The following is a 26,482-nucleotide window of genomic DNA, read 5'->3' on the forward strand; positions in this document are numbered from 1 at the left end:
TTGACAAGGTTATCGGGTTACTATGTCCACTCCTTCACCATCCTATGGCCCAGCGAATGCCGCCCCATCGGCTCAGACCGAGCAATTGCAAGGAGTGGTAGAGCGCCTGACCTTTCATTCTGAAGAGTCAGGTTACACAATCGCTCGACTCAAGGCACCGCGAGCCAGAGACCTAGTCACAATTGTCGGTAACTTCTCCAGTATTCAAGCGGGCCAAACACTTCAAATGCAAGGGATCTGGCGAGAGCATCCCAAGTTTGGGCCGCAGTTTGAGGTGACTTATTACCGAGAAACTAAACCTGCAACCCTGACAGGCATTGAAAAGTATCTAGGGAGTGGCCTAATTAAGGGGATTGGTCCTGTAACTGCCAAGCGGATTGTGGCGCACTTTGGCCTAGAAACCTTAGAGGTAATCGAAAATCAGTGCGATCGCCTAGGAGAAGTGCCCGGAATTGCCAAGAAGCGGGTCAAAATGATCCAGGCGGCTTGGGAAACTCAGAAGGCGATCAAAGAGGTGATGCTGTTTCTGCAAAGTCACGGCGTTTCTACCACTTATGCCGTCAAAATCTATAAGCAGTATGGCGCAGAAGCGATCGCCACAGTCACCAACAACCCTTACCAACTGGCAACCGATGTGTATGGCATTGGTTTCGTGACGGCAGATGCGATCGCCCGAAATCTCGGCATTGCCCCAGATTCAGAATTTCGCTACCGCTGCGGCTTGTTGCATGTTTTGTCGGAGGCGAGCGAGGAAGGCCATTGCTTTTTACCCCAGCCAGAGTTGGTAGAGCGAACGGTGCAGCGCTTAGCCTTGAGCGATCATGAGCCAGATCCAGAGCAAATTTCGGCGATCATGACCCAAATGGGTTTAGAAGATCAATTGGTGATGCAAGGTGGCTCTGGCGAGTTACAAGGTCAATTCATTTGCTATAAGCCTGCCTTTTTCCAAGCAGAGACCAATATGGCAGAGCGGTTGCGGCAATGGTTGCAGCGTCCAGTCACAGTGGATTTGCCCAGAGTCCAAGCCTGGATCGACCGCTTTACAGCCAAAACTGGATTGGCACTTTCCGAGCAACAACGCCAAGCCGTAGAAATGGCAGCCACTCAGCGGGTATTGATTCTGACTGGAGGCCCAGGTTGCGGCAAAACCTTTACGACTCGGACCATTGTGGCGCTGTGGAGAGCAATGGGAAAGGCGATCGCGCTGGCTGCCCCCACCGGACGGGCCGCGCAACGACTGAGTGAGATGACTGGACAGGAAGCCAAAACGCTACATCGCTTGTTGGAGTTTGACCCGAAGACCTTTGGCTTTAAGCGCGGCTACGACAATCCTCTAGAAACCCAGGCTGTGATCGTAGACGAATCCTCAATGTTGGATTTGTTTCTTGCCAATTCCTTGATCAAAGCTGTGCCACTGGAGGCCCAGATGTTGCTAGTCGGCGATATCGATCAGCTACCCAGTGTCGGCCCAGGCAATGTGCTGCGGGACTTGATTCGATCTGGACAAGTCCCGGTAATTCGGCTAACTAAGGTGTTTCGGCAAGCTCAGGCGAGTTACATTGTGCAAAATGCTCACCGGATTAATCAAGGACAGGTGCCACAACTCGAACCCGTTTCTGCTGTGCCTCAAACCGATTGTCTCTGGTTAGGAGCACCGCAACCAGAAGACGGTGTTCAGGCAATTCATGACCTGATTAACGACTTAATTCCACAGTTGGGTTTTGTCCCTGCCCAGGATGTGCAAGTCCTATGTCCCATGACGCGCGGCGAAGTAGGGACTCGGAATCTCAACACCGTGTTGCAACAGTTAATCAACCCTCCCTACAGCGGCAAAACCGAGATTGCCAGAGGCGGCATGACTTTACGAGTTGGCGATCGCGTGATTCAACAAGTCAATGACTACGACCGGGAAGTGTTTAACGGGGACTTAGGAGTCATTGCCGCGATCGACCCAGAAGAGCAAGAAGTAACGGTGCGATTCGGCGATCGCCTCGTCAACTACGATCGCGCTGACTTAAATGAAATTACGCTGGCGTGGGCTGTCACAATTCATAAAGCCCAAGGCAGTGAGTATCCGGTGGTGATCTTGCCCTTATATTTGCAGCACTACATGATGCTCAGCCGCAACTTGCTTTATACCGGACTGACTCGGGCCAAGCAACTTGCCTTTCTAGTCGGACCGAAAAAGGCGATCGCGATCGCCGTTAATCAAGTTAAGGACCAACAACGTTACACAGCCTTAGCGCGTCGTTTAAGGTAGTAGCAAGGCTCAATTCGCTGAACTGGTTTTTCTAAGGACTAGAGAAACTAAATTGCCGTAAAAACTTCCGGTCTGAGAAAACTCTCAAGGAAAATTATTTAGAGACAGAGTCAAAAACATGTCAATCTGATTACAAGGCTCTGACTACAAATCTCCTAAACTAAAAAACGAACCTTGAGGGCTGTTAGGTTTTAGTGCAGGCTAATTTGTCATTATGATTGAGATTCTAGCCGCGCTCTCCGCTTCTTCAGCGGCAGGTTTAAGAATTGCTTTGCCGCTATTGATTATTGGGTTGCTGCAAGGCGAAGACTTGTGGTCTCGTGTACCAATCTTGTCTCAGGTGCCGCCGCCTGTCGTGATTGGCGTGTTGGTGAGCTGGTCGCTATTAGAAGTCTCGATTTCGAAGCGACAGTTAGGGCAGCGGGCTTTACAAATTATTCAAGTGATTTTTAGCCCCATTGTCGGAGCCTTGATGGGGATGGCGATCGCTCGCGTGGCCGCAATGTCGCCTTGGTTGGTAGGGCTGATTGGTGTCGTGGGTGGTCTGTTAGCGTTAGTTTTACAGTTAGTGCAAATCGGCTGGTTTTACCGCCTCCGCAAACTGCCGCTTTGGATGATTTTTGCCCAAGATAGTTTGTGCATTATTCTGGTCTTTTTTGCTTTTGATGCGCCTCGCCAAGGTGGACTCATCGCCTTACTGCTGCTGTGGCTAGCCATCCGGAGTTCTAAAGAATGGCGACGCTGGTATGCCGAGCAAGCACATCCTCGCGATTGCCAGCAACCCCGGCGGCATAAGCAAGAACCAGATTGACAAGACTCGCTAGATAAAAGCGCGAGAGCCTAATGAGTCAGGTTATCCCGCGCTTCCACACTCGCTTAAAGCCAACTTATAGCAATCCCACAAAGTGCAGCGGCCCACGACCGCTGAGCAGTTCGATCATCAGCGCAATAAAGCCCAGCATGGCGATTCGGCCATTCCAAACTTCCGCCGCAGTCGTCATACCCCACTCCCACCGCTCTTGGGGGTACATCTTCACCATCTTCTTCATTTGGGTGACTTGAGACAAGGCGATCGGGGGAGCTTCCAATGCCTCAACGACGAGATCGGCCAAGTCCTCAATAAAACCAGGATGGGTATCGAGAGCGGGAACCCGCTGAAAATGATGAATTCCGGATTCTTCTGCTAACTCGCGGTACTCAATATCAATTTCTTGCAAGGTTTCAATATGTTCTGAAACGAAGCTGATGGGAACGATGGCTAAATCTTGAACACCTTGAGATCCTAATTCTGCGAGCGCATCCTCTGTATAGGGCTTTAGCCACTCTACTGGACCCACTCGGCTTTGGTAGGCCAGTGTATGAGCGTTGGGCCGATTGAGGGTTTGCATGATCAGCGCCGTGCATTCCTCAATCTCTTTCTGGTACGGATCGCCCGCTTCTTCGACATAGCTGACAGGAACGCCGTGAGCACTGAAGAAGATATGCACCTGGTCAGGGTTAGGAAATTTATCCAGTTCCTGAGCAATTAACTGGGCCATTGCCTGGAGGTAACCAGGGCGGTTGTACCAGGACGCTACCGTTGTATATTCAACCTGGTTGAGAGCAGGGTCTTCTTGCCAAAGCTTCTCGAGTAAACGGAAGCTAGAGCCACTGGTACTAATGGAAAACTGAGGGTATAGGGGCAGGATTACTAGCTTTTCAATTTGGTCGCGCTTAATCCGGGCGATCGCTTCCTCGGTGAAAGGATGCCAGTAGCGCATGCCAATGTAGACCGAGGCATCATGGCCTTTTTGCCGCAAGGAAGCTTGAATTGCTTGGGCCTGAGCTTCTGTAATACGTCGTAGAGGGGAGCCACCACCAATCTGACGATAGTTTTCCTGAGATTTCTTGGCTCGGCTCGTGGCGATAATCCAGGCTAGCGGCTTCTGCAGCCAAGGAAATGGTAGACGAATGATTTCTGGATCAGAGAATAGGTTAAACAGGAAGGGACGGACGTCCTCCAGTTGATCAGGCCCACCTAAATTGAGCAATAGAACGCCAGTACGACCCATTGTGGTCACGATCCCCCTACCCTCTCATGTTTGTTACTGATTTTAACAATTAATTTCCTAAATCCGTTTGACATCATGGTGCTAAATACCCAACTTTAATTACTAAAGTTATGTATGGCGATCCCCAATGGGTTGTGAAAGATGCACCTCTCACAAGCCGCCAGTTTCATAAATTATTTAGGACTGCTATATATTTCAAGTTCTTAAAAGATTTAAAACTCCTGTTAACTATTAAGTTTGCCATGACTGATGCCAATCAAGCGCTTGATGCGAAAATTCTTCAAGTAAATCAACGCCTCAAAGCGGCAAAGTTGGGACTGCAAATTGAGCGGCGGGGACAGAAGTTAAATTTGCGGGGCACTCTGCCACCTCGACCGGATAGTTCACGTCTGCGTCCTCACCAACAACGACTGGTTTTGGGACTATCCGCTACCCCAAGCGGGTTGAAGCAGGCAGAACAGGAAGTTAAGGTGATCGCGGCTCAACTCATTCAAAAGACGTTTGATTGGCGGCACTATTTAGCTGTCTCCGGTGGAGGCCGATTGTATGACCTAGATTTGCCAGAACAAATTCAGGTCTTTGAAGAACATTTTTTGATGCAGCCGCAGCGAATAAAAAACTCAGCCTCCGCCAAGACTACCTGGCGCTTCACTTATGCGCCGTACCTGCGAAAATTAGTTGCGATCGCCCAAGAGCATCCCAAATTTAGTTTGGCCGAAGCGATTTACGCTACGGTGCGCTCAACCGATGACCAGTCTCGCAGTCGTCAAGCTTGCTGTACCGCACTAAGTGCCTTGGCAGAGTTTCTCAACTTAGAGTTGCCCATTGACCTAAAATCCCTCTGGGGCAGCTATAGCCCGAATCAAACTCAAGCGCGAGAACTCCCGTCTGATGAGCTGATCGTCAAAACGTTTGAGCAAATTCCCAACCCAGCGTGGCGATTTGTCTATGGCATTATGGCGACCTATGGGTTACGAAACCATGAAGTATTTTTCTCTGATTATTCCGGTTTAAGCCAAGGGGATGCAGCGAGCACGATTCAAGTCTTGTCTACGACCAAGACTGGAAGTCATGAAGTCTGGCCGTTTTTCCCTGAATGGATCGAGCAATTCGATCTCCGCAGCATTTGCTTGCCTCCCGTAGACACTAACCTCAACCGCACGACACTGCAACGAGTTGGGCAACAAGTGACGACCCAATTTCGCCGCTATCAAGTGCCCTTCTCACCCTACGATTTGCGCCACGCCTGGGCGGTCAGAACAATCCACTTTGGTCTGCCAGATACTGTCGCAGCTCGGATGATGGGGCACTCCGTCACGGTACACACCCGTACCTACCATCAGTGGCTGACGCGACGTGACCAACAGCAAGCGGTAGAAGCAGCCCTCAGCCGTACTCAGCTCAAAGCGCCACTACGTTAATTCCCCCACTCAACAGTTAGGTGGTGTACTCGGCGTTGATCTTCACGTAATCGTAACTGAGGTCGCACCCCCAAGCGGTGCCAGCGCCAGATTCATTGCCGATGCTGACGGCGATTGTGACGACGTTTTGAGCTTGGCTTTCGCTGGTAGTCATGCGGCGAAAGGGAACTAGCTCGCCATTTTTCATCACCATCAAGTCATTACTTAACTCGGTGCTGACCACATCGGGCGGTAGTATCTCTTTGGCTGTTGCTTGTTTCAGGTAAGCACTCGCAGCCGCGCGATCGAACTTCAGCGGCTGGCCTTGCTCCATCAGCAAAAAGTCACCTAACTTGATTTGCAGATTTTCCTGACCAAAAGAAACTCCCGCACGACCTGCAGCAGCAGCAATGCGGCCCCAGTTCGGGTCATGGCCGAAAATAGCTGATTTCACTAAGGAAGAACCGGCGATCGTGCGAGCGATTTGCCGAGCCGAGCTGTCGTCAGGCGCACCGGAGACTTGCACCTCCATTAAGCAAGTCGCTCCTTCCCCATCGCGGGCGATCGCCTTAGCCAAATAGACACAAACCTCGGTCAACATGGCTTCTAGCTTGTCCGCATCGGGGCCAGGTTCGGTAATGGCAGGTGTGCGCGACTGACCGTTGGCCAGCGCTAAGAGCGTATCGTTGGTGCTGGTGTCGCCATCAACTGTGATTTGGTTGAAGCTGCGATCGGCGGCGCGACTCAGCATGTCTTGCCAAAGGGGTGGGGAAACAGCAGCATCACAGGTAACGAACGCCAACATCGTCGCCATGTTGGGGTGAATCATGCCAGAACCTTTGGCAATACCCCCGATCCGTACCGGACGACCGTGCAGGGTCGTTTCTAGGGCGATCGATTTAGTCACAAGATCGGTCGTAGCGATCGCTTGAGCCGCATGGTCCGAGCCTTGATCGGAAGCAGCAGCGATCAGATGCGGAATCGCGGCTTTCAAGGCTGCCATGGGGATGCGCTGACCGATCACCCCAGTTGAAGCTAACAAGATCGAGTCTGAAGAAATATTTAGGGCTTGGGCTAAACTTTGGGCACTCTCGATCGCGTCAATCCAACCTTGGGAGCCAGTAGCGGCATTCGCTTGACCTGCATTACAGAGAATGGCTTGGGCACTTCCCTTCACTTGTAAGCGCTCTCGGCAGTAATCCACACAGGCGGCTCGAACTTGAGTTGTAGTAAAAACGCCTGCCGCGATCGCCTCCGCCTCCGACAAAATCAAAGCTAGGTCGGGCAGGCCAGAAGGTTTCAATCCAGCGGCTATTCCCGCAGCCCGATAGCCTCGCGGCGCTGTGATTCCACCGGGAATTTTTCGCCAATCTGACATTGTTCCTCCTCCCACCACTGAGACGCTTGAAAGGGGATTATATCAACTGGCCGCTATTACTTCACTACATTCGGCAGGTGCAGAACTTGTCTGCTAGGGTGCAAAATTCAGTGCGATCGCCCCTAAATGGTTAACAATGACAAATTGCTTAAGAAAAAGGGAGAGTCTGTAGCGACTCTCCCCGCCATCAGGGTGCATCTACTTATCACATTATGCCATCAAGGGGGTGCGGGGTGACACCCCTCATCAAAATTTCATCCAAAAAAACACCAGGGTCTAATCCGACGCGGACGATCCCTGGTGAGTTCCGTTGAACAGAGGGTTATGGGTTCAGCTTTTGAGCGAGCAACTGATTAGTTAGTTTAGGGTTGGCCCGTCCACTCGTCTTCTTGAGCACCTGACCCACGAAGAAGCCTAACAGCTTGGTCTTACCACCCCGGTATTGCTCTAGTTCTTTGGGGTTGGAAGCAATCACTTCATCAATAATGGCCGCGATCGCATCAGGGTCAGAGAGTTGAGCTAAGCCGCGCTCCTCGACAATTTTGGCGGGAGAACCCCCATTAGCCAGTAGGTCGGGCAGAATTTCCTTCCCGGCGTTGTTACTGATGGTGTTGTCTTCAATCAGCTTGACGAGTTCTGCCAGGGCCTCTGGTTTAAAGCCAATTTCGGTAATGCTGAGCTTGTTGGCATTGAGGTAGGCGGCAATATCGCCCATGATCCAGTTGGCCGTTGGTTTGGGACTGGCCTGAGCGGCGATCGCGGTTTCAAAATATTCAGCCACGCTGCGATCGTCGGTCAGAACTCGTGCGTCGTAGGCAGACAAGCCCAACTCGGTTTCGTAGCGATGCCGCTTTTGAGCAGGCAGTTCTGGCAGTTCTGAGCGCCATTGCTCTAGCTGTTCCGTGGTGACTTGGATCCCAGTCAGATCGGGTTCGGGGAAATAGCGGTAGTCGCTGGAGCCTTCTTTGACGCGCATACTAATGGTGCGCTGAGAGCCTTCTTCCCAGAGACGCGTTTCTTGAACAATTCGCTCTCCAGTGGCTAGCGCTTCAGTTTGCCGTTCAATTTCGTACTCAATCGCCTTTTGAATGGCACTGAAAGAGTTCATGTTCTTGATCTCGACCTTGGTGCCGAACGCTTCCTGCCCTACTGGACGGATGGAAACGTTGACATCGCAACGCAGGGAGCCTTCCTGCATATTGCCGTCACCCACGCCGAGATAACGAATAATGCGGCGGAGCTCTTGAGCGTATTCAGCCGCTTCTTGGCCTGTGCGTAAATCTGGCTCAGAAACAATTTCTAGGAGAGGAACTCCGGTGCGGTTGTAGTCAACCAAGGAGAAACTAGAACCCGCCAGGCGATCGCTGCCGCCGTGGACCAGTTTACCCGCGTCTTCTTCCATGTGCAGTCGGGTAATGCCGATGCGCTTACGGGCTGGGTTGCCGTCTGAGTCTACCAGCTCAATTTCTAGCCAACCATGCTCAGCGATTGGTAAATCGAACTGAGAGATTTGGTAGTTTTTGGGCAAGTCAGGATAGAAATACTGCTTGCGATCGAATTTGCTAAAGGGAGCAATTTGGCAGTTGAGCGCCGTGCCTGTCTTAACCGCGTACTCCAGCACTTTCTGGTTCAGTACTGGTAGCACCCCTGGCATACCCATGCAAATTGGACAAATTTGGCTATTGGGGTCACCGCCAAATTCGGTGGAGCAGTTGCAAAAGATCTTCGTGTCAGTTTTGAGTTGACAGTGGGTTTCAAGGCCAATAATCGCTTCGTACTGAGTTTTAACCGGAGCAGCAGTCGTCATGGGATACAGATTGCAGCGATGCAACAATTTGGCTCTATTGTAGCCCCGCAGCGCCTCACTCGGCGTTTTGCCAGAGCTTTTGTCCTAGATCAATGGTCGTGCAGACCTCTCCCCAAACCTCTCTCCGGAGCAGAGAGGGACTTTGAATCTAGCTCCCCTTCCCTCGAGGGAAGGGGTTGGGGGTTAGGTCTCTTGTCTAAAGAGCAGGAAGGGCGAGGGAAGTCTGTCTAAACCATTAGGATGACGAGCTTAGGCAATATTTACCAGTTGAATATCGAAAGTTAACTCCTCGCCCGCCAGAGGGTGATTAGCATCTAGAGTCACAGTGCCGTCGTTGACATCTGTAATCACTACTGGAATCACACCCCCGGTTTCTTCGCGAACTTGCAACTGTTGACCCACCTCAGGCTCTAAATCTTCCGGCATCTGCTGGCGATCGATCTCTACGACCATTTCTTCGCGGTAAGGGCCATAAGCTTGCTCGACTGGAATTTTCTCGGTTTTAGATTCTCCGGGGGCCATGCCAACAACGGCTTTCTCGAAACCAGGAATTAGATCGCCCTGACCAAGGGTGAATTGTAGTGGATCACGATTAGTCGAGGAATCAAATACAGTGCCATCATCTAGACGACCTGTGTAGTGAACAGTTACGGTATCACCAATTTTTGCTTGTGTCATTTTTTAATCTCGCGTTTCTAGTCTTGCAGTGCCAATAAGGAGGGGCTAACACTGTTTTTATCCAGGCTGGAACTTTGCTCCTTGGGCTTAATTTCCAACGTTAGCGGATGGAGTGGTTAATCGGCTTCATTTTAGGGTCAATTTAATAATTAAATCGGTACTTTTTAAGAGCCGAGGTTGCTGAATCCGTTTCGGATCAAATCGCAGCCTAAGCTAAAGAAATTTTGTCAGAATTGATTGATTTGTGTTACTAGGTGCCGTTTTACTCAGGTGGCCCAGAATTTTTTGGTTCCTTTTATGTCGTGGCAACCTCTTGGGAAGCTATCTTGAGTGTGTATAAAAGCTACTTGTCGCAACTAAAGCTCAAAAAGTTGATTTACAGTTTAGCTTGTTATTAAAGTTACAAAGAAATACAGGGATTTTGATTTCTCAAAGAGGAATTGCTGGGGCACAATCTATTTAATAATTTAGATATTTCACTGCGATCGCTGCCTTAAGTACCTATCAAGATTTCTATCAATTCTTGGGTGGCTTCAGCCTGGTTTCAGAGACTTAGCAAATTGACTCAAGACGTGACAGTTCGACCGAGTAGATTCGCGAGAGCGCTAACGAGAGAAGTTGGCTCTACAGGCTTAGCAAAATGCATTTGAAATCCCGCACTCAATGCCTGAGCCTGGTCTTCTTCTCTGGCGTAAGCGGTTAAGGCGATCGCAGGCATCGGTTTGACTGGGTGATGTTCCAGGGTCTTGACTCTATGAATCAGGGCATAGCCATCTTCCCCTGGCATGGCAATGTCACTAATCAGAATGTCCGGTTGGAGATTTTCGTAAGCGGCGATCGCTTCGGCGACAGAAGCAACAGCAGTCACATTGGCTCCAGATTGCTCCAAGATCGTTTGTAGCAGTTCTCTGGCATCATTCTCATCATCAACGACTAAGACACTCACGCCTTTTAGCAGGGAAGACTCCAAGGCATTGGCGATGCCCTCCAGCAAACAGTGCGTGGAAGGCGGAAGTTCTGGGTCGGAGGCTGACAGAACTAGAGGCGGCAGCTTGACTGTAAAAGTTGCGCCTTGTCCTTCTCCAGGGCTTGCAGCGCTGACTGTTCCTCCCTGCAACTCGACCAGGTGCCGCACGATCGCCAAACCCAAGCCTAAACCGCCATGCGATCGCGTACTGGTACTGTCTGCTTGTCGAAAGCGATCGAAGACGTGGGGCAAAAATTCCGCCGGAATACCTTGACCTGTATCTTGGACCCGAATTTGAATGCAGGAGTCTATCAGCTCCAGACTAATCTCTACCTGACCACCCCTGGGAGTGAACTTAATTGCATTGGCCAACAGATTCCAGACAATTTGTTGCAGGCGATCGGGGTCTCCTAACACTTGAGTTGCCGCCTCGTTTAGCTTTGGCTCCAAGCTGATGCCTTTAGCCTCTGCTGCGGGACGCACTGCATCAGTCGCCGCCGTGATGACTGTGATTAACTCTACAGGGCGAACCTGTAGTTGTAGCTTGCCTTGCACAATCCGCGAAACGTCCAGAATATCTTCAATTAGTTGAGCTTGAGATTTGGCATTGCGCTCAATGGTTTCCAAGGCTTTCGCTGTAGTGACTTCATCAAATTTGCGGCTTCCCAGTAACCGGGACCAACCCAAAATCGAGTTCAACGGAGTGCGTAACTCGTGAGAAAGCGTGGCGAGAAACTCGTCTTTCATCCGGTTCGCATCTTGAGCCTCTTGATAAAGTCTGGCGTTGTCCACGGCTAAGGCTGCCCGCCGAGCTAAGTCTTCCGCCAGGGTGAGGTCAACCGAGTTATAGTGTCGCTGAGATTCGGAAATGGTGAAAGAAATGACCCCAATGGTGCGCCCAGCCGCGATCAAGGGCACAATCATGACCGACTTGGGGTGCAAGGAGCGGATCAGCCGTAGGTAATCAGCATCGGTGGTGGAATCAGCGATCGCCGCTTCCGACACCTCAGCCAGTAGTTGAGATTCTCCCGTCTGTAGAGCTTGGAGCACAGGGCGCAAGTGGCTGAGCCGCAGCGGATAATATTGCTGGAGTTGGCGAGCTAAATCTTCTTTGGCAGGGTCAATGTGAGCCACCGTCAGAGGCCGCAGCGACTCCCCATCCTCCACCATGTCGATGACACACAAATCGGCTAGATAAGGCACTGCCAACCGAGCTAGGCTGATCAGCGTGGCTTCGTAATCCAAGGAGGCAGATAGGACCGCGCTGGCCTCGGCTAAAAATGTCGAGCGTTGTTCTGAGGCTTCGGCTACGGCGCGGGCTGCTTGCTCACAAATCAGTTGGGCTCGTTCTTCCTCGGCTTGCTTGCGTTCCGTAACATCCTGAATCTGAGCAATAAAATGTACAGGTTCGCCTTGGGAATTATGCACCAGCGAAACGTTCAGTAATACCCAAACAACGCGTCCCTGCTTGTGGAGATACCGCTTCTCCATCTCATAAGCCTGAATCTCTCCAGTCAGCATCTGACAGACAAAAATTAAGGTTCTGTCTAAGTCGTCTGGGTGGGTGACGGCTTGAAAGTTGGTATTGAGCAATTCTGAGTCTGAATAGCCCAGCATTTGGCAAAGGGAACGATTCACTTGCAAGAAGCGACCATCTGTGGCGATCAGGGCCATTCCTACCGCCGAATCGTGGAAGGCTCCCTTAAAGCGCTCTTCACTTTCACGCAGGGCAGCTAGCGCGGTCGTGTGTTCTACCACCATCGCTTGGCGGGCTTCAAACTCAGCGGCATGCATTACTGCTGCTGCAATAAAGCCTGCCATCAGGCGGAGCGTGTGGGTATCTTGCTCACTAAAAGCATTGACGTTAGGAGATAGAACCTTCAGTACCCCGGCAATTCGGCGTTCGTAGCGCAAAGGGACTGCAATCATCGAGCGAGCTCCTACCCGCCGATAAACCTCTGGACTGATTCGGGGATCAGTTTCAGCGTCATCACATCGTAGAATTTCTCCGGTGTGAAAACATTGCCCAGAAAAGCAGGTGTCAGCTTTAACGCGCAAGCCCACGTAAGGCGCTGCCGTTCCACTGGCAACTCGATAGACCATGTCTTCGCCGTTGGGTAGCAAAATGACCGCGCCTGTAGCTGAGGTAATCTTTTGCGTTCGCTCGGCAATTAAGTTCATGACGCGCAGTAAATCTAGCTCTGCGGTGGCGATGTCATGTTGGGTATCAATAATGGCTGTCAGCCGCTCAGCGTCATCGCGCAACCAAGCTTCTGTGCGTAAGCGCTCTGAAATTTGCTCTTTTAGGGCTGAGTTAGCAGTGGAAAGTTCAGCCGTTCGTTTAATTACTTCGGCTTCTAGCTGGTCGTGGGCTGCCTGAAGGGCTTCCTCGGTGCGTTTACGCTCGGTCATGTCGCGCATCAGTTTCGAGAAGCCCCGTAAGCGCCCAAAGCGATCGCGTAAGGCCGTAGTAATGCCACTGGCATAAAAACGGCTACCATCTTTTCGCACATGCCAGCGTTCGTCTTCGGCTCGGTCTTCGGCGATCGCTTGCTTAATCTCTTGGTCTGGCTTGCCCTGCTGCACATCCTCAGCCGTAAAAAAGCAAGAAAAATGCTGCTCTAGAATTTCAGCTTCCTTGTAGCCTAAGATCCGCTCGGCTCCTGGATTCCAGCTCGTAACTCGGCCCCGCGTATCCAGCATGAAAATGGCATAATCTTTGACATTTTCGATTAGCAGCCGATACCGTTCCTCGCTACGGCGCAGGGTTTCCTGGTGCTGCTTCGATCTCAGCCAAAAAACTTCTGTGCCCTTCTGGGCTTTGTGGAGAGCGGCGCTCAGTAGGCTAATTAAAACTCCCTCCACCGCAAAGAGCCCCAGCGCAAAAGCCTGCTCTGAAGACGGCGATGTCAAGGAATCAAACGGGGCAACGTAAAAATAAGCGCAGCCCAAGGTAGCTAGCAGAGTGGCGACCATTCCAGGACCGAAGCCACCATACCAAGCGCTGGCTATGACAGCGCTAAATAGTAATAAAAATGGAACTTGGGATTCTAATAAATCAGCTAGGGGAGATTGCAGAAGTAGAGCCAATGCTACTCCTAGGACAGCAATCCCATAGCGCAGGAATAGTGAACGGTAGACTGGCAGCATGGTTCTGTACAGGCGGTAGCAGGGGAAGTTGAATCATTCCAGAAGCACCTTCAAAGGTATAGACGATTTGTGAGGTCACAAAAGTCATAAAAGGTTGACCACTGCTCTATAAGACAAGCCAATTAGAGTTAGAGCTAATCTCTCAAACTCTCCTGATCCAGCCTTTAAGGTGGAGTCAGCTCAGGATTGAATAGAAATAGCTCAGGGCGCTAACTAGATTGGCTGTAGAGTTGTCAGCGATGGAAGTAAATTCGTTGCTACCAGTTAAGCCAGTCAGTCAGTTGGTTGTTCATTGTCTTTAATTAATGAGTTATTCATCATGTTTTTAATATCTAAGTAACAAGGTATAAACTGAGGCGGGCCTTGTCTTCTGTCTTTAGTGAAGTCCTATGGAACTTAACTCTCATCCGCTAGTTCATACGTAGTCAGGGTTTCTACCCAGATTGTTTAGCACTAACGCCTCAACAGGTAAGCTCATTTAAGCTCACTCCCTCTTGATCCGGGCAAGATGGTGAGATGACAGCGCTGTTCGCATCCCTGAACCAGCTAATGTAGTGAACAGCAAACGTTACAATCCATAGCAACAGTTAGCCTCGCAAATTATGGCTGCGCCCCTTTGGTGGCTCTGGTAGGACCATTCATGAATCATGTTACGGCACCCATTTATTGCCCCATTTGTCAGACGCTCAATACGGAGGCGTACAACTTTTGTCAGCAATGCCGCTCCTCGCTGCCCAAACGGTATCTCTGGGCTGTCGGGGCAGGAGTTGATGCCTATCAAATCGGAGATGTCTTAGGCGATCGCTATGTCTTAAAAAGCCGCCGAGTTTTGTTCGACACTAAACCAGGGCTGCTCCCCGATCTACCCAGTGATATTTCCGACGCGATCGCCCCTTATCTAAGGTTGTTTCCGTATCAACTGCATATTCCCCAGGTATATGGGCAAGTGCAAACGGAAAAGGGCGCTCCAGTGGTGCTGCTAGAGCAAGTTCCGCTAGAGACGAGGCGTTGGAGCCAGAGTGCAGCCGAATTATCGCATCCCCTCTTCCCTGCCTTGGCTGATGTGTGGCCAGAGGCCCCAGCAATCCGACAACTGAATTGGTTATGGCAAATCTCGCAGTTATGGCAGCCGTTTAGTAGTGAAAGGGTAGCAACTAGCTTAGTCGAGCCGCAACTGTTGCGAGTGGAAGGGCCACTGGTGCGCCTGCTGGAACTACAGAGCGATCGCAAATCCGCTCCTACTTTGAGGGAACTCGGACAGTTATGGTTGCAGTGGGCACCGACGGCCCAGCCTGAAATTGCGCGTTTTCTAGCAGCCTTGTGTCATCAAATGATTCAAGGGCAGATTCGTACGCCCGAACAACTGACTGCTCAACTAGACCGAGGCTTGGTTGTTTGTGGGCGATCGCAAGCTCGTTTGGCCCAGATTGCTACGCGCACCGACCAAGGCCCCAGCCGCCAACGCAATGAAGATGCCTGCTACCCGGCGAGCGGTACTACTTTTTCAGTGCCATTGCATCCTGGGGAAACGCCCAAAACCCTGACCTTGGTTTGTGATGGCATCGGTGGTCATGAGGGAGGGGACGTTGCTTCTAACCTTGCGATCGCTGCCGTTCAGGAACGAATTCAGGCTCTAGAACTGGACGTAGCTCTGCAACACCCAGATAGCTTAATGGCAGAACTGGAGCAGGCTGTCTGTCTTGCCAATGATTTAATTTGTCAGCGCAACGACCAAGAGCGACGGCTAGAGCGCCAACGCATGGGCACCACTTTAGTCATGGCGTTGGCCCGTGGTCATGAAGCTTATATCACTCATATTGGCGATAGCCGCGTCTATTGGATTACCCGAACTGGTTGTTATCAGCTCACAGTAGATGACGATGTCGCTTCGCGGGAAGTGCGCTTGGGCTATGCCTTATACCGAGATGCGGTACAGCAACCAGTTGCAGGTTCGCTGGTGCAAGCTCTAGGCATGAGTAGTTCAGCTACGCTGCATCCGACTGTGCAGCGTTTGATTCTGGATGAAGCGGGTGTCTTCTTACTTTGTTCGGACGGCTTGACTGAGAACGATCGCGTTGAGGAATGCTGGGAGACCGAAATTCTGCCAATTTTGGACGGTAAGGTGGATGTGGCCACTGCTTGCCAACGCCTGGTCGAAATTGGCAACATGCGGAATGGGCATGACAACGTTACTGTCGGTCTGCTCTACTACCAAGTGACGCATACCGAAGCGATCGCAGAATTGCCAGCGTCTCTGTTGACGGAGTCACCGGATCTAGACCTCCTTCCAACTAGGCAGCCCACGGCGATCGTGACTGACACACCCACTCAGGTGCTGAATGCAGCTCCGTCCACCCTAAAAACTCAAATCTTACCGCCACGACGTTCTCCGAATGGAGCCCTACTGCTGCTAGGCATTCTGTTGTTGGTTGGTCTAGGTGGCGTTCTTGCTTATCTGCTTTTGCCTGGGGTTAGTCGTCGCATCGATCCACTACTGGGTCGAGCTCCCCAACCAGATGGAGCGCAAGTAAACCCTGGTACGCCTATTTCTACCCTGCCTTCACCGAATCCCTCGCCCCTTGTCTCGTCGCTCACCTTGGCCCCAGGGACTTTGATTCAAATTCGTCAACCCACTTCAGGGCTTGCTAGCGATCGTGAAACCGGATCAATTCAATTGCAACCTCAGCCGGGCAGTTCTACAACTGCACCTGCTCCCGAATCAGGCGTTGCATCCAGTCTTGCATCAGGCGATCGCACTCCTAAGGCTGCAACGGCTCAGTTAGTTCCCGCAGGGGGACTACTGCAAGTCTTGAGCAAGCAAGTCATTCCCGCTCAAGGCAGTTGGGTCAAATTAAAAGTTTGCTCCATTCCTAGTGGCACGAACGCTCAGGAATCACCGTCTCCAAGAACCACAACTCCCACTCCTACCGCCTCGCCTTCCAACCGCGCGGCAACCCCGTCACTCAGCGATCGCTTTTTGCAACCTGGAGCGAGTGGCTGGATTGAAGAAGCAGTTTTAATGCCCTTGATTGAGCCTGATTCGCCCTCGCCAAATCAATTAGGAGCTTGTAGCAATCCCCCATTAACTCCGACACCCACGCCTACCACTGCACCCAGCCAATCACCAGCTCCAGAATAATTGGGCTCTGCTGTCAGAACTCAACTCTTCCAAGACCAGATAGACTGATAGGAAAACTAGCGATCGCTCAGATTCTTACAACTTACGGTTTTTGAATGCCTGTGTCAGAAACTCCTTGCCTTAGCCTGTCCATTCAGCGTTTGGCAGCTTCAGGAACAAATCGATATGTAATCTGGGTTATCAATGCCCCCTACCCGAGTGGGTACGTCTTACACGATTGCGTTTGGCCTGACACGCTAACGCAAGCTTGGCAAGCTTGGCAGGAAATGTTTTCTCTGCGCGGTCTGCCGCAAGTGCCTCATGTCTCTTCGGTGCCACCAGCGACATCGCCTCCAGCCTCTACACCAGAACCCAACGCCCTACCCTATGGGGCTCGCTTGATGCAGAACTTAGGTGTCAACTTGTGGCAATGGCTATTTGACGGCCCGGTAGAAGCTAGCATCAATCGTAGCCAAGGTATGGCTTTTGGGCTAGGCACACCGCTGCGATTGCGTTTAGAGATTCGCGACCCTGAATTGATTGCCTTGCCTTGGGAAATCATGCAATCCCAGATGGGCCGATCAGTGATTTCGATCGCTAGTGATCAGATTTTGTTTAGCCGCACGACCAGTGAGGTAGAGTCGCTGCCAGCTTTACGGATGGAGCAATCCCTCAAGGTGCTTTTGGTTTTAGGACAAGGCATAGATACAGCCTCTAATCAGTCTGAAAATGTTGGGGCTGGGGCTGCATCCCCGCAACCAGCAACGCTGAATCTAGAACAAGAAGCTGCTGCATTAGAAGAAATTCTGACCAATCATGAGGTTTCAGATACAGGCAACCAGCAAACAGTAGCAGTGCGTTCCCAAGTAGACACTCTGATCCAGCCCACTCCCGCACAGCTAATTGAGCATCTAGAAACAGGAAAATACAACATTTTCTTTTACGCAGGGCATGGTGTACCTGCACCTGATGGTGGCTTGCTCTTGTTGGGTCCGGGAAACGCGCTTAATGGCACCGAATTAGCTCAAGTTTTGACTCGTTGCCGCGTTACTCTCGCAGTATTTAATGCTTGCTGGGGTGCTCAGCCAGATCACACTAATGACCAACCAATTCCACGCAGCAGTCTGGCAGAAGTCCTAATTCATCATGGAGTTCCTGCGGTTCTGGGCATGCGCGATTCCATTACAGACCAAGAAGCGTTGAGTTTTATCCGCTCCTTCGCCCAAGCCTTGAGAAAAAGTGAACCGATCGATCGGGCAGTAGCTTTGGCAAGACAGCATCTTTTAATGCTGTACAAATTTAATCAGCCTGCTTGGACCTTGCCAGTTCTCTATATGCATCCACAATTTGATGGTCGATTGATCCACACGGAGGGTGGTATCCAGTTTGGGCAGGACATTAAAGAAGATAAAGGCAACAACACCATGCTGCCGCCAGAAGGATTTCCTAGCGACATCAGACCGCGAATTCCAATGGCTTCTTTACGCTTAACCGGACTTCCACCTAAAGCTTGGCCAATTCGAGACGGAGTAATTCGGGTGGGTAGCCAAGGAGATAATGATTTGGTTTTACCAGAAGCTGGAGTTTCTCGGTACCATGCCAAAATTTTCTATAGAAATGCTTCAGATCAGCCAGATAACCAGCCAGCTTACATCCTGCAAGATGTGTCTCGATATGGAACTTTCATTTTAGGGTCAAATGGCTGGCGAAGAATCCACCAACAGGAAGTCTCTTTGCACTCTGGAGTTCAGCTAAAATTTGGCAATCCTAATGGGCAAGCGTTAGAGTTTTTGATCGAGCGCCCAACTTCTGAGGAAAACCACATCTAAGCCAATTGGCCTAAATTTCAATTGCTTGCGGAACTTCCAAAAATCGGCGTGTAGCTACCCACGTCAAATGCAATCAGGAGTAGCACGATGAGAAACGGAACTATGCACTCAGACTATTTCGAGCACTCTCAATTCCAAGTTGAACTAGATGATTTACTAGAGGCTACTCTGAGCATCGATACTCCTTACCCTTGGAACATCGCAGACCCGGAAGCAGCGTCCTATCTGGAAAAGCTAGAGCAAGGATTTTCTCTAGATAACTGGCCTGAGGATGAAGTAGCAGCGCGATCGCAGGACTTCTTCGCTCGCCTAGATGGAATTTGGGCACAAAATTCTCTATCGCAGCGTTTTGCTACCTGGGCTCCTCAAAGTGTTTTAAACGCGATTGTGCAGCAAGCTCAAAAGGTGGTTGCTAGCAATTTGTCTCTCGCTGAGCAGCTAGTTCAGTGCGTGCAGCAAAGCTTACCTAATTGGGATGCTGATGACCTGCAAGTCTTAGCACGTCCGCTGGCTTATGCGATGCGGGGTGTAGAAGCAGAAACCACTGAAGTTGTGGAATCTACGCTTAAGGCAGTGCGACCCGTAAGTTGGGAAGAGCTATCAGAACTGGAGCAGGCCCGTCTGAGCCTGTCGATCGCCCGTTGTGCTTTGGCTCAGCTGCATCAAACTGACAGCGCTCAAACTGATGAGAGTTGTGAATGATGAGCTAGGCATTGATAGTCTCCGTTGAGTTTTAGGTATAAAAGATTGCTTTCAATGATTCTATTCAAGCATCCTCTGAGAACTGCATCATCGCCCAACTGGGCGAACTGAGCTAAAAGTTCAAAGGCTAAGGAGACTTGGAAAGCCGCGTAGCAAAGTTTTGAGAGCGTGTCGGTGACAGTTGTCGAGCCTTGAGGATTGCTGCTGCCAAAAAAGCATAAGAGACAACTCCAACAATCATCAGTAGTAGAGCGTTAATGGTACCAGCTGCATTCCATAAAGCATGCAGGATCGCTGCGGTAAGATAGCCGATGCTGAGAATGAACCAACGTTTTCTAGGCTTGAGCACAGTGAGGCCCACAAAATAACCTAAGTAGCCACTGTAAGCAATATGACCAGCCACAGAGCCCAGAACTCGTGGAATTAAGAGCTGGAGTCCTTCTAGGGAACTAGACTGCTGCTCAATATCTGGAACGTATTGTCCCAAAGTTTCTACTAGCGTAAATCCAGCGGCGGCAGCGGTGCCCAGCAAAATGCCATCTAGAGGTTCCCAAACGCCAATTTGTTCTCGCCAGGGCGATCGCAGACAGCGACCGAGCCAGTAAGCTAGCAGGACGGGCAGAGCTTTTAGCAGCTCCTCCATCAAGCCAGCCCCAAAGAACATGCTAGTGATGAGCCTGAGAAAACTAGTAGACTCATCTGGAATTGGTAAATGACCGGGAAGCACTTGGCGAAACAGCACAATGAAAGTCGATAGAATGGGACTCCGCAAAATGAGCACCATGACGCCTAGAGCCCCTAGTAGTACCCACCACGGCTTTCTTTTACCGCAGAGCTGATAAACGAGATAGTAAGCTCCCCCGACTAGATAGGTAGCAAGCAGCAGATTAAAGGCGACTGGCTGACCCACAGCGGCAAACATGAGCACGACAAAGCCGACTGTGACGATACCAGGAACTAAGTAGGCTTTGTGCGCTAGCTCTCTTCCAGTCGAAAGAATAGGAAATAGTTGCGTTAAAGTGACCGAATCTGGTGCTACTAACCGAGGGCTTCTTAATGGCGGCACGGTGGCAGCAGACTGGAAGGGCACGGCATGGCTAGGCTGTGGCACCACTGCTAAATGGAAAGCGGCTGAAGGCTCGACTAAATGACACTCAAAAATAAATTCTGGGCCGTTACCACCGAGCACAATGCGATCGCCGATCTGCAAAACTTGGCACCCCTGTAAACGTTGTCCATTTAAGTAAGTGCCATTGGCGCTATTAAGGTCGCAAATTTCCCAGAGCGGTTCTTGAACTTGAGTTTTGAAGTTGAGGATGGGACGGATTTGAGCATGCCGTCGTGACACCATCCCAAACAAATTTGAGTCTAAGACAATCTGGCAGTAAGTATCTCGTCCAACCGTTATTGATTGGGTGCGCGACAACGGGTAGCAAGGAGAATTCCGTTCTATAGAAGTTGAAGAAGGAACTTGCCAGAGGAAGGCGACGTAAGGAGCCTGATCCGTCATCGTCACGAAGGCTGGATTTTAAAAGCTAGGCTTATCTTGCCACACTTTCACTGGTTTGCCCTGGCATCTCGAACCGCTGCCAAGAAAAAGATCACAGTCAACGGGATGCTAATGGCCAGAATAATTCCGGTGACTAGTCCACCTAGATCTGGTTTTCCAGAAGATAGCTCAAATACAGAGCCAACCGCAGCGATCGCGGCTACACAAGAACCGCCCAAGAATACACCACTTTTCGGGGTCAATGCTATTCAACCTTTAATCAAGCAACAATAGTAAAGAATAGATGCAATCAGTCACTAATGCTTAAAGAATGTAGGGCTGATCTATAAATAGCCCTTCAAATAGCCCTTCGGTCAATCACTAACTCAGCAACACTCTGGGCTTGGTCCTGTGATTACGATTAACCTCTATGAGAGATTTGCAGGTTCACGTACAAGCTCACGTAGAAAACTCTCATAGAGGCTACAGCGTCATTTCCGAATTTAGCCAATCGCCCTAAGCAACAGGCTTCACAGCCTGAGCCGAAAACCCATACTTAGCCAACTCTTGATTGAGTGCTAGGCCATTCTCGACTCGGTCTACAAATAACACACCGTTTAAGTGGTCCATTTCATGCTGAATCGCCCGAGAGAGTAGTCCAGTTGCAGTTAGTTTCTGTGGCCGTCCATACTCGTCTTTATAAGACACCTCGACTGCCGCAGGCCGTTTGACATCTAGATAAACCCCCGGAATGCTGAGGCAGCCTTCTTGAGCTACACAAATATCGCGGCCCATGTGCTTGACACTGGGATTGATCAAGATCAGTGGTTGATTAGTGGGGTCATCTGGTTCGCAATCTATAACAATCAGCTGTTTCTGCACCGCTACTTGGGGGGCAGCTAACCCAATGCCATCGGCGCTGTACATGGTTTGGAGCATTTCACGTACTAAATCGCGGATTTCTGCATCCACTTTATTAATTCGCTTTGCTGGCTGACGTAAGACGCGATCGCCAAGATGGTGAATTTCCAGAGGCGGATTATCTAACTTTTTCTTTTCGACAAGAACCTCAGAAGTCATGAACGTATGCTCGCAATTAGGGCTAAATTCCGGAATGATTCCGCTTTACATTCATCTTATCAACCCTTGCTCTGGATTGCCTGGGTAGAAAATGCCTAATTTGCGATCGCACCCGGCTGAACTAGGATTGCTTTAAAGACAAAAGAGGTGTGGTAGGCCACACCTCTTCTCAATTAAAACTAGTTGTCCATTCAACCTTTACTCAAGAGCAGGTTGAAATCAGCTTGGTTTCCAGTGGCCTCGCTCTAAACTGTGAAATGGTTTTCGATGGAAACATTGAGCGTGTAACTATCATTCGCCGTGAGCGGTGTACCCGTGATTCCGCTGCCAATGGTGTTGGTTGACTCAACCTTGGCAACTCCAATAACGTAACGCCCTGGGGCATTAAAGTTATAGGTCAGATATGAATCATTCAAGGACGAACTACCAGCATCAGGGCTACCAGCATCATCATTTGTTGCTAAGAGAGTCCCCCTGTTGTCAAAGAGGAATATCTCGGTATCCAAAGCCGCAGTACCACCCTGATCGGCAAAGTCAATATCAAAGATACCTTGGACAGAACCTTGCCCTGAGGCACTACCAATAATAAACGAGTAGTAGTCAAAAGAGCCATCTCCCCTAACTGAGACAGAGGTGTGTGGAATGGTGGTAGCAGCAGTGATGTTTTCGTTGGCGGCTAAGGAGAAATTAGAATCAATGCTCTGAGCCACGATCAGATTTACTGTAGCTGTCGCATTGCCGCCTGCACCATCAGTTACCGTGTAAGTGAAGCTATCACTGCCATTAGCGCCACTAGTAGCGTTATAGACATAGGTACCATCAGGTCTAGCCTCCAAGCTACCACGGGTTGGCTGGGTGGTACTGGCGATCGTTAGGGTTCCCTCAACATCCGTATCATTGGCTAACAAGATACTAGGAGTGATGGTGGTTGAAGTCGTAGCATCTACTACTAATAGGTCAGCCGAAGCTTTGGGCAGGTCGTTGACAGCAGCGACCGTGATATTGACTGTGGCAGAAGCAGTTCCCCCATTGCCATCACTGATGGTGTAGGTGAAGCTATCAGAGCCGTTGAAGTTGGTCGTCGGGGTATAGCGGAAGGTACCGTTGTTGCTGATAACGGAGCCGTTCGCAGGATTGGTATTTCCGGTAATTGACAGAGTGTTGCCCTCAACATCAGTGTCATTCGCTAGGGCTGCGATCGTGACTACTGTGTCTTCGTTAGTTGTGACCGTATCACTGTTGGCAATCGGAGCATCATTGACTGGGGTGATGGTGACATTGACCGTCGCCGAGGCAGAACCGCCATTGCCATCACTGATGGTGTAGGTGAAGCTGTCTGTGCCATTCGCATTCGCATTGGGCGTGTAAGTGAAGACGCCGTTGTTGTTGACCACAGAGCCACGGGTGGGATTGACAGAGACCCCTGTAATCGAAAGGGGATTGCCTTCTACATCGGTGTCATTGGTCAGGACAGGAATGTTGACCTGTGTGTCTTCAGGGGTGCTTGCCGTATCGCTGATGGCAATCGGAGCATCGTTGACTGGGGTGATGGTGACATTGACCGTCGCCGAGGCAGAGCCGCCATTGCCATCACTGATGGTGTAGGTGAAGCTATCTGTGCCATTCGCATTTGCATTGGGCGTGTAAGTGAAGACGCCGTTGTTTTGGCTCAGGCTGCCTTTGGCCGCCAGCGAGAAATTACTAACACTCAGAACATCGTTTTCTGCATCGGTGTCATTGGTCAGGACAGGGATGTTGACCTGTGTGTCTTCAGTGGTGCTTGCTGTATCGCTGATGGCAATCGGAGCATCATTGACCGCGTTAACCGTGATGTTGACTGTGGCAGAAGCAGAGCCACCGTTGCTATCAGTAATAGTGTAGGTAAAGCTATCTGTGCCGTTGAAATTGGTGTTTGGGGTGTAGCGGAAAGTGCCATTTCCCTGATCAATTAGTTGACCATTCGTAGCTGAGGTACTGCTGCTGAGGAAAAAGGTATCACCCTCAATGTCACTGTCGTTGGCTAGGACATTGACAATTGTGACTTGTGTATCTTCATTAGCACTGGCCGTATCGCTATTGGCAATGGGCAGGTCGTTCACCGCGTTAACCGTGATGTTGACGACGCCAGTAGTACTGCCTCCCCTGCCATCACTAATGGTGTAGGTGAAGCTATCAGACCCGTTGAAGTTAGGATTGGGTATGTAATTAAACGAACCGTTGTTGCGGCTGTCTACTGTACCGCTACTAGGCTGAGTGAAGCTGATAATTGCGATCGCGTCTTGGTCTGCATCTCTATCGTTGGCGAGTACATTAGTGATTAAAACCAACGAATCTTCATTCGTGGTCACTGCGTCACTACTCGCAACAGGAATATCGTTAACTGACGTAACATTGACGTTGACCGTAGCAGTTGCGGTTCCACCACTACCATCTGTAATGGTGTAGGTGAAGCTATCAGAACCGTTAAAGTTAGGGTTTGGAGTGTAAGTAAAGGTTTGATTGCCGTTATCTCTGATAGCGCCATTTAATGCTGGACCAAAGCTATTGATTAGCAGTTGCTGTTGGTCTGCATCACTATCGTTTCTCAGGAGCTCATTAGGAGTAATGAGTAACTCTGTGTCTTCACTGGTCGTGAATGCATCATTGTTGGCAACAGGAATATCCTGAACTGAGTTGACGACTAGGGTGACAGTAGCAGTCGTAGAACTACCTTTGCCATCAGTAACGACATAAGTAAAGCTATCACTGCCACTAAAGTTGGCGATAGGTGTGTATGTAAGACTCCCATTACTACTCGCTAGTACTCCCCGTCCCGGTTGGGAGAAGCTAGTAATTAATGGGGTATCTTGGTCAGCATCGCTGTCATTAAGTAACAGATTGGCCTGAGTAAAGGTAACCGATGTATCTTCGTTTGTCGTAATAATATCGTTACCCGCGATCGGTGCGTCGTTGATCGCGTTAACGTTCAGAGTTACAACAGCAGTTGTATTACCACCGCGACCATCTGTAATGGTGTAAGTGAAGGTATCTGTGCCGTTGAAGTTGGACTTGGGGGTATAGATATAGGAGCCGCCAAGATCAACGAGCCTACCGTTTAGAGGCTGAGTAAAGCCTGTAATTAAGATAGGATTGCCATCAGCATCCGTGTCATTGCTTAACAGCGTAGCTCGACTGAAACTGACTTCCGTGTCTTCGTTGGTACTGAAAGTATCGTTGCCCGCTATGGGGACATCGTTGACGGAACGAACAGTGAGGTTGACGGTGCCAGCGACTGTAGTACCATTACCATCTGTAATGGTGTAAGTGAAGCTATCTGTGCCGTTGAAGTTGGACTTGGGATTGTAGATAAAGGTGCCGTTGCCCAAGCCCTCGACCGTGCCATTGGCAGGTTGCACGAAGTTATCGAAGAAGAAGGTGTCTCCCTCAGGATCAAAATCGTTCCTCAGTAGCTCGGTGCTAGTGAAGCTAAGCGCAGTGTCTTCGTTGGTAGTAAACGCGTCATTACCTGCGACCGGAGTATCTGGGCTGGGATTAATGGTAATGGTGACAGTACTACTCGCTACACCACCATAACCATCACTCACTGTGTAGGTGAAGCTATCAGTTCCCTCATAGTTAAGCTCTGGGGTGTAGGAGAATGTCCCATCCGTATTAGTCGTCAGCGACCCATGAGCAGGACTAGTGAAACCTGCAATGACCAATGGATCGCCATCGCGATCGCTGTCATTGGCCAAGAGACTAGGGAGGAGTGTAAGAGTATCTTCATCGACAGTAAAGCTCTCACTACCAGCAACCGGAGGCGTATTTATCGCAGTTCGTCCCTCCTTAATCCCGAAAAAGACGAAATGTCGGAAGCCACTGGCAAAAGAGCCACTCGCAACAGCTGCCGCGACGTCTGAGTTGTGTTCTAGATAGAATCGCTCGTTATAAAAAATACTTGGATTGCGAGTCTGAGTAGTATCAGCCTCGAACTGACCAAAACGAATAAAGTGCTCGAAGCCACTATTAAAGACGCTTGCCTTAACTGCTGAGAGGACATCTGGGTTATTGGCCAGATAATATGCTTCATCAAACAGAAAACTGGGAGAACGAGTTGGACTGTTCCCAAGCTCAAACTGACCAAACTGAATGAAGTGCTGAAACCCGTTAGGAAAGAAGCCTTGCCGAACAGCCTCTGCTACATCTGGGTTATTGGTTAGATAAAACGCCTCATCGAATAAAGGGCTAGGGTTGCGGCTAGGGCTGTTGACAACTTCAAACTGACCAAATTGAATAAAGTGTTCAAAACCGCTGCTAAAAAAACCTTGCCGGACAGCCTCTGCTACGTCCGGATTATTCACGAGATAGAAGCTCTCATCAAATAGGTCGCTAATACTCAAACTCATGCAATTTACCTACTGAAGCGTGAAGTGAAGACGAAGCGCTCCATCAAACTCTAGCGATAGTTGGAATTTGCGATGGAGCGCCAGAAATGCTAGTTCGCGATCCGGATGAATGACGTAACTAGCTAGGAAACACTGCCCCTTCCGCGATCGCAGTTGAGGCAGTGTTACAGCTATAGAGTGATAGCCTC

At 50.2% G+C, this 26,482-nt stretch carries 15 protein-coding genes; 6 read left to right on the plus strand and 9 right to left on the minus strand.

Annotation, left to right across the window (positions count from 1 at the left end; translation table 11 throughout):
- Positions 1–22 precede the first annotated feature (22 nt).
- Positions 23–2,260, plus strand: a complete 2,238-nt coding sequence (locus H6F90_RS28150) for an ATP-dependent RecD-like DNA helicase (RefSeq protein ID WP_190555285.1) — start codon at positions 23–25, stop codon at positions 2,258–2,260.
- A 214-nt stretch (positions 2,261–2,474) separates the two neighbouring features.
- Positions 2,475–3,071, plus strand: coding sequence for a DUF4126 domain-containing protein (locus tag H6F90_RS28155; RefSeq protein ID WP_190555286.1), 597 nt, complete (start codon positions 2,475–2,477; stop codon positions 3,069–3,071).
- Between the two features lie 76 nt (positions 3,072–3,147).
- Here H6F90_RS28155 and hemH read toward each other — a convergent pair whose 3' ends face one another.
- Complete coding sequence (hemH, locus tag H6F90_RS28160; RefSeq protein WP_190438006.1) at positions 3,148–4,311, minus strand: ferrochelatase; 1,164 nt, start codon at positions 4,309–4,311, stop codon at positions 3,148–3,150.
- A gap of 242 nt (positions 4,312–4,553) precedes the next feature.
- On the opposite strand from hemH, the gene H6F90_RS28165 reads away from it, so the two are divergent.
- The gene (locus tag H6F90_RS28165; protein WP_190555287.1) at positions 4,554–5,732 is read left to right on the plus strand and encodes a site-specific integrase; all 1,179 of its coding nucleotides are present in this window, start codon (positions 4,554–4,556) and stop codon (positions 5,730–5,732) included.
- Positions 5,733–5,748: 16 nt separating this feature from the next.
- Here the strand turns inward: H6F90_RS28165 and argJ are convergent, their stop codons facing one another.
- The 4 genes from argJ to H6F90_RS28185 all read right to left on the minus strand — a co-directional run bounded on the left by argJ (position 5,749) and on the right by H6F90_RS28185 (position 13,691).
- On the minus strand, positions 5,749–7,089 hold the full coding sequence (gene argJ / locus H6F90_RS28170; protein ID WP_190555288.1) for a bifunctional ornithine acetyltransferase/N-acetylglutamate synthase: 1,341 nt from the start codon (positions 7,087–7,089) through the stop codon (positions 5,749–5,751).
- A gap of 322 nt (positions 7,090–7,411) precedes the next feature.
- On the minus strand, positions 7,412–8,896 hold the full coding sequence (gene gatB, locus H6F90_RS28175; RefSeq protein ID WP_190555289.1) for an Asp-tRNA(Asn)/Glu-tRNA(Gln) amidotransferase subunit GatB: 1,485 nt from the start codon (positions 8,894–8,896) through the stop codon (positions 7,412–7,414).
- Positions 8,897–9,145: 249 nt separating this feature from the next.
- Positions 9,146–9,574: a peptidylprolyl isomerase gene (locus H6F90_RS28180; RefSeq protein ID WP_190438017.1), complete on the minus strand. Its 429-nt coding sequence runs from the start codon at positions 9,572–9,574 to the stop codon at positions 9,146–9,148.
- Between the two features lie 565 nt (positions 9,575–10,139).
- Positions 10,140–13,691: a PAS domain S-box protein gene (locus H6F90_RS28185; RefSeq protein ID WP_190555290.1), complete on the minus strand. Its 3,552-nt coding sequence runs from the start codon at positions 13,689–13,691 to the stop codon at positions 10,140–10,142.
- A 640-nt stretch (positions 13,692–14,331) separates the two neighbouring features.
- Here H6F90_RS28185 and H6F90_RS28190 point away from each other — a divergent pair.
- The 3 genes from H6F90_RS28190 (at position 14,332) to H6F90_RS28200 (ending at position 19,340) form a co-directional block, all read left to right on the plus strand.
- A complete protein-coding gene (locus tag H6F90_RS28190) occupies positions 14,332–16,830 on the plus strand; it encodes a protein phosphatase 2C domain-containing protein (protein ID WP_190555291.1) in 2,499 nt (832 codons plus the stop codon).
- A gap of 95 nt (positions 16,831–16,925) precedes the next feature.
- Entirely contained in the window at positions 16,926–18,638 is a 1,713-nt protein-coding gene (locus H6F90_RS28195; protein WP_190555292.1) for a CHAT domain-containing protein, read from the plus strand.
- An 87-nt stretch (positions 18,639–18,725) separates the two neighbouring features.
- Entirely contained in the window at positions 18,726–19,340 is a 615-nt protein-coding gene (locus H6F90_RS28200) for a hypothetical protein (RefSeq protein WP_190555293.1), read from the plus strand.
- A 127-nt stretch (positions 19,341–19,467) separates the two neighbouring features.
- On the opposite strand, the gene H6F90_RS28205 is transcribed toward H6F90_RS28200, so the two are convergent.
- From H6F90_RS28205 to H6F90_RS28220, 4 genes are all read right to left on the minus strand, one after another.
- Positions 19,468–20,850: a PrsW family glutamic-type intramembrane protease gene (locus tag H6F90_RS28205; RefSeq protein ID WP_190555294.1), complete on the minus strand. Its 1,383-nt coding sequence runs from the start codon at positions 20,848–20,850 to the stop codon at positions 19,468–19,470.
- Between the two features lie 47 nt (positions 20,851–20,897).
- The gene (locus tag H6F90_RS28210; protein ID WP_199296234.1) at positions 20,898–21,092 is read right to left on the minus strand and encodes a hypothetical protein; all 195 of its coding nucleotides are present in this window, start codon (positions 21,090–21,092) and stop codon (positions 20,898–20,900) included.
- A gap of 253 nt (positions 21,093–21,345) precedes the next feature.
- Positions 21,346–21,909, minus strand: a complete 564-nt coding sequence (gene def, locus H6F90_RS28215) for a peptide deformylase (RefSeq protein WP_190438033.1) — start codon at positions 21,907–21,909, stop codon at positions 21,346–21,348.
- Positions 21,910–22,154: 245 nt separating this feature from the next.
- Positions 22,155–26,294: a cadherin-like domain-containing protein gene (locus tag H6F90_RS28220; RefSeq protein WP_190555295.1), complete on the minus strand. Its 4,140-nt coding sequence runs from the start codon at positions 26,292–26,294 to the stop codon at positions 22,155–22,157.
- Positions 26,295–26,482: the final 188 nt, after the last annotated feature.

The sequence above is a fragment of the Trichocoleus sp. FACHB-591 genome (assembly GCF_014695845.1).
In the GTDB taxonomy this organism is placed as follows: Bacteria; Cyanobacteriota; Cyanobacteriia; order FACHB-46; family FACHB-46; genus Trichocoleus.